The 14,045-nt window shown below is 58.6% G+C and carries 13 protein-coding genes; 8 read left to right on the forward strand and 5 right to left on the reverse strand.

Annotated features, from left to right (window positions below):
• The first annotated feature begins 2 nt into the window (after positions 1-2).
• Positions 3-1,226 carry a phosphopentomutase gene (gene deoB / locus GNG27_RS03345; RefSeq protein WP_142488155.1) on the forward strand — a complete coding sequence of 408 codons (1,224 nt, stop codon included), beginning with the start codon at positions 3-5 and terminating at the stop codon, positions 1,224-1,226.
• A 104-nt stretch (positions 1,227-1,330) separates the two neighbouring features.
• Positions 1,331-2,053 (forward strand): purine-nucleoside phosphorylase, encoded by a 723-nt coding sequence (gene deoD / locus GNG27_RS03350; protein WP_010427122.1) that lies wholly within the window; start codon positions 1,331-1,333, stop codon positions 2,051-2,053.
• 74 nt (positions 2,054-2,127) lie between these two features.
• Here the strand turns inward: deoD and lplA are convergent, their stop codons facing one another.
• The gene (gene lplA / locus GNG27_RS03355; RefSeq protein WP_142488156.1) at positions 2,128-3,144 is read right to left on the reverse strand and encodes a lipoate--protein ligase LplA; all 1,017 of its coding nucleotides are present in this window, start codon (positions 3,142-3,144) and stop codon (positions 2,128-2,130) included.
• A gap of 39 nt (positions 3,145-3,183) precedes the next feature.
• Positions 3,184-3,828 carry a YtjB family periplasmic protein gene (locus GNG27_RS03360; RefSeq protein WP_142488157.1) on the reverse strand — a complete coding sequence of 215 codons (645 nt, stop codon included), beginning with the start codon at positions 3,826-3,828 and terminating at the stop codon, positions 3,184-3,186.
• A 121-nt stretch (positions 3,829-3,949) separates the two neighbouring features.
• Here GNG27_RS03360 and serB point away from each other — a divergent pair, with 121 nt between their 5' ends.
• From serB to nadR, 3 genes are read left to right on the forward strand one after another with little or no spacing between them, the layout of a single operon-like run.
• On the forward strand, positions 3,950-4,918 hold the full coding sequence (gene serB, locus GNG27_RS03365) for a phosphoserine phosphatase (RefSeq protein WP_142488158.1): 969 nt from the start codon (positions 3,950-3,952) through the stop codon (positions 4,916-4,918).
• Positions 4,919-4,929: 11 nt separating this feature from the next.
• Positions 4,930-6,315, forward strand: a complete 1,386-nt coding sequence (radA, locus tag GNG27_RS03370) for a DNA repair protein RadA (protein ID WP_106994158.1) — start codon at positions 4,930-4,932, stop codon at positions 6,313-6,315.
• Positions 6,316-6,350: 35 nt separating this feature from the next.
• On the forward strand, positions 6,351-7,583 hold the full coding sequence (nadR, locus tag GNG27_RS03375; protein WP_142488159.1) for a multifunctional transcriptional regulator/nicotinamide-nucleotide adenylyltransferase/ribosylnicotinamide kinase NadR: 1,233 nt from the start codon (positions 6,351-6,353) through the stop codon (positions 7,581-7,583).
• A gap of 96 nt (positions 7,584-7,679) precedes the next feature.
• Here the strand turns inward: nadR and ettA are convergent, their stop codons facing one another.
• The gene (gene ettA / locus GNG27_RS03380) at positions 7,680-9,347 is read right to left on the reverse strand and encodes an energy-dependent translational throttle protein EttA (RefSeq protein ID WP_106994160.1); all 1,668 of its coding nucleotides are present in this window, start codon (positions 9,345-9,347) and stop codon (positions 7,680-7,682) included.
• 220 nt (positions 9,348-9,567) lie between these two features.
• Between ettA and sltY the strand changes: the two genes are divergently transcribed.
• Together sltY and trpR are read left to right on the forward strand one after the other, a co-directional pair.
• Positions 9,568-11,505, forward strand: a complete 1,938-nt coding sequence (sltY, locus tag GNG27_RS03385) for a murein transglycosylase (RefSeq protein ID WP_156262873.1) — start codon at positions 9,568-9,570, stop codon at positions 11,503-11,505.
• 56 nt (positions 11,506-11,561) lie between these two features.
• Entirely contained in the window at positions 11,562-11,891 is a 330-nt protein-coding gene (trpR, locus tag GNG27_RS03390) for a trp operon repressor (protein WP_142488161.1), read from the forward strand.
• Between the two features lie 41 nt (positions 11,892-11,932).
• Here trpR and yjjX read toward each other — a convergent pair whose 3' ends face one another.
• A complete protein-coding gene (gene yjjX, locus GNG27_RS03395) occupies positions 11,933-12,448 on the reverse strand; it encodes an inosine/xanthosine triphosphatase (protein ID WP_142488162.1) in 516 nt (171 codons plus the stop codon).
• 49 nt (positions 12,449-12,497) lie between these two features.
• Here yjjX and gpmB point away from each other — a divergent pair, with 49 nt between their 5' ends.
• Entirely contained in the window at positions 12,498-13,145 is a 648-nt protein-coding gene (gpmB, locus tag GNG27_RS03400; protein WP_142488163.1) for a 2,3-diphosphoglycerate-dependent phosphoglycerate mutase GpmB, read from the forward strand.
• Here the strand turns inward: gpmB and robA are convergent.
• Positions 13,142-14,011 carry an MDR efflux pump AcrAB transcriptional activator RobA gene (gene robA / locus GNG27_RS03405; RefSeq protein ID WP_142488164.1) on the reverse strand — a complete coding sequence of 290 codons (870 nt, stop codon included), beginning with the start codon at positions 14,009-14,011 and terminating at the stop codon, positions 13,142-13,144. The genes gpmB and robA overlap by 4 nt on opposite strands.
• Positions 14,012-14,045 lie beyond the last annotated feature (34 nt).

Below are 14,045 nucleotides of genomic sequence, written 5' to 3' on the forward strand. Positions count from 1 at the left end.
ATATGAAACGTGCATTTATTATGGTGCTGGACTCATTCGGCATCGGCGCTACAGAAGACGCAGATCGCTTTGGTGACACGGGTGCAGACACCATGGGTCACATCGCAGAAGCCTGTGCAAAAGGCGAAGCGAACAACGGCCGTCAGGGCCCGCTGAACCTGCCAAACCTGACCCGTCTGGGCCTGGTGAAAGCCCACGAAGGCTCCACCGGCAAGGTTGCCGCGGGTATGGATGGCAACGCGGAAGTGGTGGGCGCATACGCCTGGGCGCACGAGCTCTCTTCCGGGAAAGACACCCCGTCAGGGCACTGGGAAATCGCCGGTGTACCGGTTCTGTTCGACTGGGGCTATTTCTCTGACCACGAAAACAGCTTCCCGCAGGAGCTGCTGGATAAGCTGGTTGAGCGTGGCAACCTGCCAGGCTACCTCGGCAACTGCCACTCTTCCGGTACCGTGATCCTGGATCAGCTCGGCGAAGAGCACATGAAGACCGGCAAACCGATCTTCTACACCTCGGCGGACTCGGTATTCCAGATTGCCTGTCACGAAGAGACCTTTGGCCTGGATCGCCTGTACGAGCTGTGCGAAATCGCCCGTGAAGAGCTGACCGAAGGCGGCTACAACATTGGTCGCGTCATCGCGCGTCCGTTTGTGGGCGACAAAGCGGGTAACTTCCAGCGTACCGGCAACCGTCACGACCTGGCCGTTGAGCCACCCGCACCGACCGTGCTGCAGAAACTGGTTGATGAGAAAGAGGGTCAGGTGGTTTCCGTGGGTAAAATCGCGGATATCTACGCCAACTGCGGTATCACCAAAAAAGTGAAAGCCACCGGTCTGGACGCGCTGTTCGACGCTACCGTGAAAGAGATGAAGGAAGCGGGCGACAAGACTATCGTCTTCACCAACTTCGTGGACTTCGACTCCTCCTGGGGCCACCGTCGCGACGTTGCAGGCTATGCTGCGGGTCTGGAGCTGTTCGACCGCCGTCTGCCGGAGCTGATGGAGCTGGTAGGGGAAGATGACATTCTGATCCTGACCGCGGACCACGGCTGCGATCCGACCTGGACCGGTACCGACCACACCCGTGAGCACATTCCGGTGCTGGTGTACGGTCCGAAAGTGAAACCAGGCTCGCTGGGCCACCGTGAAACCTTCGCGGACATCGGCCAGACCATCGCGAAATACTTTGGTACGTCCGACATGGAATATGGCAAGGCCATGTTCTGATGTCATTGCCGGGTGGCGGCTGCGCCTTACCCGGCCTACAAAACCGTAGGCCCGGTAAGCGAAGCGCCACCGGGCAAAAAAATTCAAATTAAAAGGAACTGAAGATGGCAACTCCTCACATTAATGCAGAGATGGGTGATTTCGCTGACGTCGTATTGATGCCTGGCGACCCGCTGCGCGCGAAGCACATTGCAGAAACCTTCCTCGAAGACGTGCGTGAAGTGAACAACGTGCGCGGCATGCTGGGCTTCACCGGGACTTACAAAGGCCGCAAAATCTCCGTAATGGGCCACGGTATGGGTATCCCATCCTGCTCCATCTACACCAAAGAGCTGATCACCGATTTCGGCGTGAAGAAAATCATCCGCGTGGGCTCCTGTGGCGCCGTGCGTATGGACGTTAAGCTGCGTGACATCGTTATCGGCATGGGTGCCTGCACCGATTCCAAAGTTAACCGCATGCGTTTCAAAGATCATGACTTCGCGGCGATTGCAGACTTCGGCATGGTGCGTGACGCGGTTGACGCTGCCAAAGCGCTGGGCGTTGAAGCACGCGTGGGTAACATCTTCTCTGCGGACCTGTTCTACGCGCCGGACGGCGGCGAGATGTTCGACGTGATGGAGAAATACGGCATCCTGGGCGTGGAAATGGAAGCGGCAGGCATCTACGGTGTGGCGGCTGAGTTCGGTGCGAAAGCCCTGACCATCTGCACCGTGTCTGACCATATCCGTACTCACGAGCAGACCACTGCCGCTGAGCGTCAGACCACCTTCAACGACATGATCAAAATCGCGCTGGAATCCGTTCTGCTGGGCGATAAAGAGTAAGAGCTGTTGTGCCGGGTGGCGGCTTCGCCTTACCCGGCCTACGGTTTACAGGCCCGCGTCAGCGGGCTTTTTTATTACCGCACCGCCCGCGCAATCCAGGCCGACAGCTCCCGCAACTCCATCTCCTGCTCCGGGAAATCGCCGATCAACGCATCGCACGCCTGCTGCAGCATATCCGCCCGGTACAAACAGCCCTGCAGACGGGCCGCAAGGGCTTCTAACGGGGCCGGGTTCAGGCTGTCGGTAAACACCTGCGTGCGGGTGATGTGACCCTTCTCGACGTCGAAGTGCAGCTCCACGCCGCCCCAGGTGAAACGCTCATCCAGCAGGTGCGAGAAGGCAGGGGCCTGGCCGAAGTTCCACTCCCAGCTGCTCTGGCGGGCAAAGGTCTCAGCGAAGTTTGGCAGATCCGGCGTCTTGTCCGGGGAGATCACTTCCGCTTCCACGCGTTCGCCATAGTGGGCGAAAAATGCCTCGCGGATCGCGTCGCAGATCTGGTCGTGAGTCACGCCCGGCAGCAGATCCACCAGATTCGCCACCCGGCCGCGCACGGAAGTGATACCTTTGGCCTGCAGCTTTTTCTGGTCGGGATTGAGGTAGTTTGCCAGGCGGCTGAGATCGGCATTCAGCAGCAGGGTGCCGTGGTGGAAACCGCGGTCCATGGTTTCGCGATAGGCCGATCCGGAGACCTTCCGGTCACCTTCTGGGGTTTTCACCACCAGGTCATTGCGCCCGGACGCTTCCGCCGTCGCCCCCAGCGCCTGTAGTGCGCTAAGCACGATGTTGGTGGAGATGGTTTTGTCGTACTCCGGCTTCCCCGCCATAAAGGTAAAGCAGGTATTGCCGAGGTCGTGGAACACCGCGCCGCCGCCGCTGCTGCGACGCGCCAGGCGCACGTTGTCCTCTTCCATGCGTCGCGTGTTGCACTCTTTCCACGGGTTTTGCGCCCGGCCAATGACCACCGTATCGGCGTTGCGCCACAGGAACAGCACCCGCTGCGTGGCGGGCATCTGGCGAAAGATGCACTCTTCCACCGCAAGGTTAAACCAGGGATCGTAAGAGTCAGAGATAAGCAGGCGTAACGTCGTCATGGCAAAGTTCCTTTTCTGATTCGTCTGGCTACTTTAACACTATTCCTTCTTGTCGCTCTCTTCCTCTTCGGGCACCGACTTGCTGGCGGTAAGCAGGAACGGCGACTGCTGCCAGCGGGTGCGTTTGCCCTGCAATAGCGTGCGGGTCAGCACCACGCCAATCGCCAGCGACAGCAGCAGCATCAGGCGCAGGATGTTGGTGGTGTTATCCACCTGTTTTGCCTCGGTGGCCAGGGTATGGGTGTCGAGGGTCAGACGCAGGTAGCCGAGCGGGCCGTTTTTGCCCTGAATCGGCTCCACCAGCTGCTGATTAAAGTAGCCGCCGGCTTTTTTACCGTCCAGCGCCAGCCTGTCGCGAACCTCGACATGCTCGCCTGCCCGGGCGATCAGCTCGCCTTCATTGTCATAGACGCTGGCATCGAGAATGCGGCTCTCGTCGGTCAGCAACCGCAGCACCTGCGCAATGCGCTTTTCATCCGGCGTTTCGGTACGCATCAACGGGGCGATGTTGAGCGACACCTGGCGCGCCAGGGTATGCGCCAGCTCTTCAAGCTGCGGGTTACGCTGGCGTTGGTGATTCTGGCTGAACCAGGATGCGCCCTGCATCAGCGCCACTAACAGGGCCAGACAGGAGAGGACAATCACGGCACGATGAAGCCGGAATTTCAGTTTTGCACGAGCCATATTCCACCTGCTGAAAATTTTCGGGGTTAATGTTGCCAGAAGTGATGGTTACAAGGTAGCCTCATGCGTTATTTTCCCCCCCTGGATGATTCCCGGCGCGAACGATTTTACAGGAGCTTTAATGCCAAACATTACCTGGTGCGACCTGCCCAACGATGTCTCTTTATGGCCAGGATTGCCGCTCTCATTAAGTGGTGATGAGGTAATGCCACTGGATTACCATGCGGGCCGTAGCGGCTGGCTGCTGTATGGACGCGGCCTGGATAAACAGCAGTTAACCCAGTATCAGAGCAAGCTGGGGGCAGCGATGGTGATCGTCGCCGCCTGGTGCGTGGAAGATTATCAGGTCATTCGTCTGGCCGGTTCCCTGACCCAGCGCGCCACCCGTCTGGCGCACGATGCCGGGCTGGACGTCGCCCCGCTCGGTAAAATCCCGCATCTGAAAACGCCGGGACTGCTGGTGATGGACATGGACTCCACCGCCATTCAGATCGAGTGCATCGACGAGATCGCCAAACTGGCCGGTACCGGCGAGATGGTGGCCGAAGTGACCGAGCGCGCCATGCGCGGCGAGCTGGACTTCACCGCCAGCCTGAAACAGCGCGTCGCAACTCTGAAAGATGCCGACGCCAATATTCTTATGCAGGTGCGCGAAAAGCTGCCCCTGATGCCCGGTCTGGTGCAGCTGGTGCTGAAGCTGGAAACCCTGGGCTGGAAAGTGGCCATCGCCTCCGGCGGGTTTACCTTCTTTGCCGAGTATCTGCGCGACAAGCTGCGTCTGGATGCCGTGGTCGCCAACGAACTGGAGATCAGGGACGGGAAGCTGACCGGGAACGTGATCGGCCAGATTGTCGATGCTCAGTTCAAGGCCAGCACCCTGACGCGTCTGGCGGAAAAATATGATATCCCGGTTGCCCAGACCGTGGCGATTGGCGACGGCGCGAACGATCTGCCGATGATCAAAGTGGCCGGGCTTGGCATTGCTTACCATGCCAAACCGACCGTGAATGAAAAGACGGAAGTCATTATCCGTCATGCTGACCTGATGGGGGTGTTCTGCATTCTCTCCGGCAGCGTGAATCAGAAATAAAGAGGTAAAACGTGGCGAAAGCTCCAAAACGCGCATTTGTCTGTAATGAATGTGGTGCGGATTATCCGCGCTGGCAGGGGCAGTGCAGCGCCTGTCATGCTTGGAACACCATCACCGAAGTGCGCGGAGTTGCCGCTTCACCCACCGTTGCCCGTAACGAGCGTCTGAGCGGTTATGCGGGCAACGCGGGCGTATCGAAAGTGCAGAAGCTCTCCGATATCAGCCTTGAAGCCCTGCCGCGCTTCTCCACCGGGTTTAAGGAGTTCGACCGGGTGCTGGGCGGCGGCGTGGTACCGGGGAGCGCCATTCTGATTGGCGGCAGTCCGGGGGCCGGGAAATCCACCCTGCTGCTGCAAACCCTGTGCAAGCTCGCGTCGCAGATGAAGACCCTGTACGTTACCGGGGAAGAGTCGCTGCAGCAGGTGGCGATGCGCGCGCACCGCCTGGCGCTGCCGACCCAGGACCTGAATATGCTCTCCGAAACCAGCATCGAGCAGATCTGCATGATTGCCGAAGAAGAGCAGCCGAAGCTGATGGTGATCGACTCCATCCAGGTGATGCACATGGCCGACGTGCAGTCCTCGCCGGGCAGCGTCGCCCAGGTGCGTGAGACCGCGGCCTACCTGACGCGCTTCGCCAAAACCCGCGGGGTGGCGATCATCATGGTCGGTCACGTCACCAAAGATGGCGCCCTGGCCGGTCCAAAAGTGCTCGAGCACTGTATCGACTGCTCCGTGATGCTGGATGGCGACGCCGACACCCGTTTCCGTACCCTGCGCAGCCATAAAAACCGCTTCGGCGCGGTGAATGAGCTGGGCGTGTTTGCCATGACCGAGCAGGGGCTGCGTGAAGTCAGCAACCCGTCGGCCATCTTCCTGAGCCGCGGCGATGAAGTCACCTCCGGCAGCTCGGTGATGGTGGTCTGGGAAGGGACGCGCCCGCTGCTGGTGGAGATCCAGGCGCTGGTCGATCATTCGATGATGGGTAACCCGCGTCGCGTGGCGGTGGGCCTGGAACAAAACCGTCTGGCGATTTTGCTGGCGGTGCTGCACCGCCACGGCGGCCTGCAGATGGCGGATCAGGACGTGTTTGTGAACGTGGTCGGTGGGGTAAAAGTCACTGAAACCAGTGCCGACCTGGCGCTGCTGCTGGCGATGGTCTCCAGCCTGCGCGACCGTCCGTTACCACAGGATCTGGTGGTCTTTGGCGAAGTCGGGCTGGCCGGGGAGATCCGTCCGGTGCCGAGCGGCCAGGAGCGTATCTCCGAGGCGGCAAAACACGGCTTCCGTCGGGCGATTGTGCCCGCCGCTAACGTGCCGAAAAAGCTGCCGGAAGGGATGACGGTTTTCCCCGTTAAAAAACTCTCTGATGCGCTAAGTGTCTTTGACGACTTATAATTACGTATTCGTTGTTGCAGGAGGCACCGTAATTTATGTCGTCATTTGACTATATCAAGACCGCGATCCGCCAGAAGGGCTGCACCTTGCAGCAGGTGGCGGAAGCCAGCGGTATGACCAAGGGCTATTTAAGCCAGCTGCTGAATGCCAAAATCAAAAGCCCCAGCGCGCAGAAGCTGGAAGCGCTGCATCGCTTTCTGGGGCTCGAATTCCCGCGGATGCAGAAGAACATCGGCGTGGTGTTCGGCAAGTTTTATCCGCTGCATACCGGCCATGTCTATCTGATCCAGCGCGCCTGTAGCCAGGTGGACGAACTGCATATCATCATGGGCTACGATGACAAGCGCGACCGCGAGCTGTTCGAAGCCAGCGCCATGTCCCAGCAGCCTACCGTTTCTGACCGCCTGCGCTGGCTGCTACAGACCTTTAAGTACCAGAAGAACATCCGCATTCATGCTTTTAACGAAGAGGGGATGGAACCCTATCCCCACGGCTGGGACGTGTGGAGCAACGGCATAAAAGCGTTCATGGAAGAGAAAGGGATCCAGCCTAACTGGATCTACACTTCTGAAGAGTCTGATGCCTCGCAGTATCCCCAGCACCTGGGCACAGAAACGGTGCTGATCGATCCTAAACGCACCTTTATGAACATCAGCGGGGCACAGATCCGAGAGAACCCGTTCCGCTACTGGGAGTATATCCCGACAGAGGTGAAGCCGTTCTTCGTGCGTACCGTGGCGATCCTCGGCGGAGAGTCCAGCGGCAAATCGACGCTGGTCAACAAGCTGGCCAACATCTTCAACACCACCAGCGCCTGGGAGTATGGCCGGGACTATGTCTTCTCGCACCTCGGCGGTGATGAGATGGCGTTGCAGTATTCCGACTACGACAAAATTGCGCTCGGACACGCCCAGTACATTGATTTTGCGGTGAAATACGCCAATAAAGTGGCGTTTGTCGATACCGACTTCGTCACTACCCAGGCGTTCTGTAAAAAATACGAAGGGCGCGAGCACCCCTTTGTGCAGGCGCTGATCGACGAGTACCGCTTTGATCTGGTGATCCTGCTGGAGAACAACACGCCGTGGGTGGCAGATGGGATGCGCAGCCTGGGCAGCTCGGTGGACAGGAAAGAGTTCCAGACCATGCTGGTGGAGATGCTGGAAGCGAACAATATAGACTTTGTGCATGTGGAAGAGGCAGATTATGACGCCCGCTTCCTGCGCTGCGTGGAGCTGGTGAAAGAGATGATGGGGGAGAAGGGGTAACGCTTCTGCCGCTAATTGCCCGGCGGCGCTATGCTTGCCGGGCCTACGGTTTCCCAGGCCGGGTAAGGCGAAGCTGCCACCCGGCAATCAGTGCTTTTATTTCGAGATACGCTTGTACTTGATACGCTTCGGCTCCAGCGCGTCGGCGCCCAGAGTGCGTTTCTTGTACTCTTCGTATTCGGTGAAGTTACCTTCGAAGAACTCCACTTTACCTTCATCCTGATAATCCAGAATGTGGGTCGCAATACGGTCGAGGAACCAACGGTCGTGCGAGATAACCATCGCGCAGCCCGGGAACTCCAGCATGGCGTTTTCCAGCGCGCGCAGGGTTTCGATGTCCAGGTCGTTGGTCGGTTCATCGAGCAGCAGGACGTTACCGCCAACCTGCAGCAGCTTAGCCAGGTGCAGACGACCACGCTCACCGCCGGACAGCTCGCCCACGCGTTTACCCTGATCAACGCCTTTGAAGTTGAAGCGGCCCACGTAGGCACGGCTTGGCATCTCGGTGTTGCCGATACGCATGATATCCTGCCCGCCGGAGACTTCTTCCCATACGGTTTTGCTGTTGTCCATTGCGTCACGGAACTGGTCAACGGAGGCCAGCTTCACGGTTTCACCCAGAGTGATGGTGCCGCTGTCAGGCGCTTCCTGACCGGACATCATGCGGAACAGCGTGGATTTACCCGCGCCGTTCGGGCCAATGATGCCCACGATTGCGCCTTTCGGTACCGAGAAGCTCAGGTCGTCGATCAGCACGCGATCGCCGTAGGATTTACGCAGGTTGCTGACTTCAACCACTTTGTCACCCAGACGGGCTCCAGGTGGAATGAACAGTTCGTTGGTTTCGTTACGTTTCTGGTATTCGGCGTTGTTCAGCTCTTCAAAGCGTGCCAGACGGGCCTTGCCCTTAGACTGACGGCCTTTCGCGCCCTGACGAACCCACTCCAGCTCTTTCTCAATCGACTTGCGACGCGCCGCTTCCTGAGAAGCTTCCTGCGCCAGACGCTGATCTTTCTGCTCCAGCCAGGAGGAGTAGTTACCTTCCCACGGAATACCTTCTCCGCGGTCCAGCTCCAGGATCCAGCCCGCGACGTTATCGAGGAAGTAACGGTCGTGGGTGATCGCCACAACGGTCCCTTCGAAGTCGTGCAGGAAGCGCTCCAGCCAGGCGACGGATTCCGCATCCAGGTGGTTCGTCGGTTCGTCGAGCAGCAGCATGTCTGGCTTTTCCAGCAGCAGACGGCACAGCGCGACGCGGCGGCGTTCACCACCGGACAGTTTTTCAATTTTGGCATCCCAGTCTGGCAGACGCAGGGCATCGGCCGCGCGCTCCAGCTGCACGTTCAGGTTGTGGCCGTCATGTGCCTGGATGATCTCTTCAAATTTACCCTGCTGGGCCGCGAGCTTATCGAAGTCGGCATCCGGCTCGGCGTACTTCGCGTACACTTCATCCAGTCCTTTCAGCGCGTTAACCACTTCGGCAACGGCTTCTTCAACGGACTCGCGAACGGTGTGCTCAGGATTCAGCTTCGGTTCCTGCGGCAGGTAACCGATTTTGAGGCCTGGCTGTGGACGGGCTTCACCTTCGATGTCTGTATCGATGCCCGCCATGATGCGCAGCAAGGTGGACTTACCGGCACCGTTGAGACCCAGAACACCGATTTTTGCGCCCGGGAAGAAGCTCAGCGAGATATTTTTGAGAATATGACGTTTCGGCGGTACCACTTTGCCGACACGATGCATGGTATAAACGAATTGAGCCACGTTGGACTTCGCCTCTTTTATCGTGATGAGAATAGTGGCGAAGTGTAGCCTTTTTCCCTGCCTAATCCCAGCCATCGACGCCGGGAGTGTTAAAGCGCGCAAGAAAGGTAAAAATGTGTCCATGACGTGGCGCATTAGAGGATGCCTGGTTAGCATAAGTTAATTACGCTTTTGCGCGGCACGATGCTGCATTTAATGACGATTAACAGAGGACGAGCGTGTGGTAAAAGCCAAACAGGTGGCCTGGCGAGTGCTTGCTGCCAGCGTCTGCGTGCTGACCATCAGCAGCGCGGCGCGAGCCGATTCACTGGATGAACAACGTAACCGCTATGCACAGATCAAACAGGCGTGGGATCAGCGACAGATGGAGACGGTGCAGGCCCTGATGCCGACGTTGAAAGACTATCCGCTGTATCCGTATCTGGAATACCGTCAGCTGACCGACGATCTGATGAACCAGCCGACGATCACCGTCAAAAACTTTATTCAGGCCAACCCGACGTTGCCGCCCGCCCGCACCTTACAGTCGCGATTTGTGAACGAGCTGGCGCGTCGTGAAGACTGGCGTGGCCTGCTGGCCTTTAGCCCGGAGAAGCCGGGCACCACCGAAGCGCAGTGTAACTACTACTATGCGAAGTGGGTGACGGGTCAGCAGGAAGAGGCCTGGAACGGCGCCAAAGAGCTGTGGCTGACCGGGAAAAGCCAGCCCAACGCCTGTGACTCGCTGTTCGGCGCCTGGCGCGCGTCCGGCAAACAGGATCCGCTGGCGTATCTCGAGCGGATCCGCCTGGCGATGAAAGCGGGCAACACCCGCCTGGTGACCACCCTCGCCGGGCAGATGCCGCCGGAGTATCAGACTATTTCCAGCGCCTTAATCCAGCTGGCTAACGATCCGAAGACGGTGATGGATTTTGCCCGCAACACCGGGGCTACCGATTTTACCCGTCAGATGGCGGCGGTGGCCTTTACCAGCGTGGCGCGGGACGACGTGGAAAATGCCCGGCTGATGATCCCGACCCTGGCCCAGGCCCAGCAGCTGAATGAAGATCAGACCCAGGAGCTGCGCGATATCGTGGCGTGGCGACTGATGGGCAGCGATGTCACTGATGAACAGGCCCGCTGGCGCGACGATGCGATTATGCGGTCGCAGTCCACCTCGCTGGTGGAGCGACGGGTGCGTATGGCGCTGGGCAACGGCGATCGCCGCGGCCTGAACACCTGGCTGGCGCGTCTGCCAATGGAAGCTAAAGAGAAAGATGAATGGCGCTACTGGCAGGCCGATCTCCTGCTGGAGCGGGGGCGCGACGACGAGGCGAAATCGATTCTGCATGCTCTGATGCAGCAGCGTGGTTTCTATCCGATGGCGGCGGCTCAGCGCCTTGGCGAAGAGTACAGCCTCAGGATTGATAAAGCGCCGGCCGGCGTCAACGCGGCGCTGGTAAATGGGCCGGAAATGGCGCGGGTGCGCGAGCTGATGTACTGGAATCTGGATAACACCGCCCGCAGTGAATGGGCCAATCTGGTTACCAGCCGCACCGTACAGGAGAAAGCCCAGCTGGCGCGCTATGCCTTCGATAACCGCTGGTGGGATCTGAGCGTGCAGGCGACGATCGCCGGCAAGCTGTGGGATCATCTCGAAGAGCGTTTCCCTCTGGCCTATAAAGATCTCTTCGATCGTTACACCAGCGGGAAAGACATTCCGCAGAGCTATGCGATGGCGATCGCCCGCCAGGAGAGCGCCTGGAACCCGAAAGTGCGCTCGCCGGTGGGGGCCAGCGGTCTGATGCAGGTGATGCCTGCCACCGCCGCCCATACGGTGAAGAAGTTTAATCTGCCGGGCTACAGCAGTCCGTCGCAGCTGCTGGATCCCGAGACCAACATCAACATTGGCACTACCTATCTGCAGAGCGTCTACAACCAGTTCGGTGATAACCGCATCTTCGCGTCAGCAGCTTATAACGCTGGCCCGGGGCGGGTGCGCACCTGGCTTGGCAACAGCGCCGGACGCATCGACGCGGTGGCCTTTGTCGAGAGCATTCCGTTCTCGGAAACCCGCGGCTATGTGAAGAACGTGCTGGCGTATGATGCTTACTATCGCTACTTCATGGGACAGAAAGATGCCCTGATGAGCGACAGTGAGTGGCAGCGACGTTACTGATCGGTGTGGGTTATGTTATGCTTGTACTCGTTTAAGAGTACAACAGGCGGCATAACATGACCCAGCATTCCCCTTATTCATCGGCTATGGCCGAGCAACGTCATCAGGAGTGGCTTCGTTTTGTGGAGCTGCTTCGCCAGTCTTATGAACAGGATCTGCATCTGCCGCTGTTGCAGCTGATGCTCACCCCCGACGAGCGCGAGGCGCTGGGCACGCGGGTGCGGATCATCGAGGAGTTGCTGCGCGGCGAGATGAGCCAGCGTGAGCTGAAAAGCGAGCTGGGAGCAGGGATCGCAACCATCACACGCGGATCGAACAGCCTGAAATCGGCGCCGGTTGAGCTGCGCCACTGGCTCGAACAGGTATTGCTTGAGGGCAAACCGTAGGCCGGATAAGGCGAAGCCGCCATCCGGCAATGCTGCGGCAATTAACGGTAAATCGCATTATGAAACGGGCTCAACGCCAGAATCACCGCCTGGTGGTAAACGCTTGAGCGCGTCAGCACCCCGGCGGTAAAGACCCCAATCGCCCCCTCTTTACGGCCAATCTCATCGATGCCCGTGTACTGCGACATCACCGGGCCGAGCGCTTCACCTTCGCGCACTTTATCCAGAATGATCTCTGGTAGCGGCAGAGTGGCCGAGCGCGCTTCACCGCGCCGATCCCGGCTCTCGATCACCACCCAGCTAAAGGTTGCGCCTTCGTCAATGCCCGCTTCAATCGCCACCCAAAAGTCCGCTTCGGGACAGGCGGCTCTGGCATTCGCCACGCGGTTTCGTGCGCCAGCGCGTGTTTCTTCGCTGCCGAATGGCTGTTCCGGGACGCCGCTCTCGACGCTGACGGACGCAATATGGCAGGAACCTTCGCCGAAGATCTCGTCAAATGCCCTTAGAATTGCCTGAATTTTGGCAGGATTAGTGGTAGCAGAGACAACCTGGTGCATAATTAAGCCTAACTCTAAAAATATCATCGCAGTATAACGGAAAAAAAGCATGTTACAGGTATACCTTGTTCGCCACGGTGAAACGCAGTGGAACGCCGAGCGACGTATTCAAGGCCAGTCAGACAGTCCACTTACTGCCAAGGGCGAGGAACAGGCCCGTCAGGTTGGCGAACGCGCCAGAACACTGGGCATCACCCATATCATCGCCAGCGATTTAGGTCGTACGCGACGCACAGCAGAGATTATCGCGCAGGCCTGCGGCTGCGATGTCACTGTGGATGCTCGCCTGCGCGAGCTGGATATGGGGGTCCTGGAACAGCGCCTTATCGATACCCTGACCGAAGAGGAAGAGGCATGGCGTCGCACGCTGGTTAACGGCACTGAAGAGGGTCGCATACCGGAAGGTGAATCGATGCTGGAGCTGAGCGAGCGTATGCACGCGGCGCTGGCGGCCTGTCTGGAGCTGCCCGAGGGCAGTCGACCGCTGCTGGTCAGTCACGGTATGGCGTTAGGTTGCCTGGTCAGTACGATCCTCGGGCTGCCAGCATGGGCTGAGCGCCGCCTGCGTCTGCGTAACTGCTCGCTTTCCCGCATCGACTATCAGCAGAGTCCATGGCTGGCGTCAGGCTGGATTGTAGAGATGGCAGGGGATATCTCGCATCTCGATGCCCCTGCGTTAGATGAGCTGCAGCGTTAACGGCGAACGGGGATCAGATATTCGCAGCGCAAATCGATTGGGCGTTCATCCGGCTTAACATCCGTTGACGGATAGTAACGCTCAATATCCTGACCTTTTCTGCGATTCAGGTTCAGCATCGGCATGCAGGTACCGTAGACCGTCATGATAAAGTCCTGCACGCCGGTTCCCAGCCCTTCATAGGTGAACATCACGTATTCACCCCCTTCCAGTACCACCGGTTTCGAGCCCTGAATATAGCCGTTGGCCATCTCAGGCGTTAACGCCGTGGTGTAGAAGACCTCCTGCTCGTCATCTTTTTCAAGGCTTGGACGCGTCTCGTTCAGGCCATAGAGCAATGGCGGAATGGCCGGGGCGTGGCTGAGGAAATCACGCCAGAACTGGACACGCATCTGATGACGAAATTCGGAGATCTGCTCCAGCGAGCAGGAGTAACTTTGGGTCGTGCCGACCAGGTGAGTTTCCGGCAGGGTGACCATTTCGTGCTTCGGCATTTCGAACTCGCCCAGACGCAGCGGCGGACGCATACCGAACGAGCTCCAGTCCGGCGAGCGGCGATAGAGCGCAGGGGTCAACGAGAACTGTTTTTTGAACGCGCGGGTAAAGGTCTGCTGCGAATCAAAGCGATACTGTAAGGCGATGTCCAGAATAGGACGCGCAGTCAGGCGAAGCGCCACGGCGGATTTGGAAAGACGACGCGCGCGAATATAGGCGCCGATAGCGTGACCGGTGACATCCTTGAACATTCTTTGTAAATGCCACTTAGAATATCCCGCTTTTGCCGCCACATTATCGAGTGACAAAGGCTGGTCCAGATGGCCTTCCAGCCAGGTAAGAAGATCGCGAATAATTCCAGCCTGATCCATATACTATCCTCATCCTTAATACAGCAGATACCCT

This window comes from Leclercia sp. 119287 (genome assembly GCF_009734485.1).
Classification (GTDB): Bacteria; Pseudomonadota; Gammaproteobacteria; order Enterobacterales; family Enterobacteriaceae; genus Enterobacter; species Enterobacter adecarboxylatus_C.

Coding starts and splice junctions, on each gene's coding strand:
- deoB (WP_142488155.1), top strand. CDS start 3: ATGAAACGTGCATTTATTATGGTGCTGGACTCATTCGGCATCGGCGCT.
- deoD (WP_010427122.1), top strand. CDS start 1,331: ATGGCAACTCCTCACATTAATGCAGAGATGGGTGATTTCGCTGACGTC.
- lplA (WP_142488156.1), bottom strand. CDS start 3,144: ATGACGACGTTACGCCTGCTTATCTCTGACTCTTACGATCCCTGGTTT.
- GNG27_RS03360 (WP_142488157.1), bottom strand. CDS start 3,828: ATGGCTCGTGCAAAACTGAAATTCCGGCTTCATCGTGCCGTGATTGTC.
- serB (WP_142488158.1), top strand. CDS start 3,950: ATGCCAAACATTACCTGGTGCGACCTGCCCAACGATGTCTCTTTATGG.
- nadR (WP_142488159.1), top strand. CDS start 6,351: ATGTCGTCATTTGACTATATCAAGACCGCGATCCGCCAGAAGGGCTGC.
- trpR (WP_142488161.1), top strand. CDS start 11,562: ATGACCCAGCATTCCCCTTATTCATCGGCTATGGCCGAGCAACGTCAT.
- yjjX (WP_142488162.1), bottom strand. CDS start 12,448: ATGCACCAGGTTGTCTCTGCTACCACTAATCCTGCCAAAATTCAGGCA.
- gpmB (WP_142488163.1), top strand. CDS start 12,498: ATGTTACAGGTATACCTTGTTCGCCACGGTGAAACGCAGTGGAACGCC.
- robA (WP_142488164.1), bottom strand. CDS start 14,011: ATGGATCAGGCTGGAATTATTCGCGATCTTCTTACCTGGCTGGAAGGC.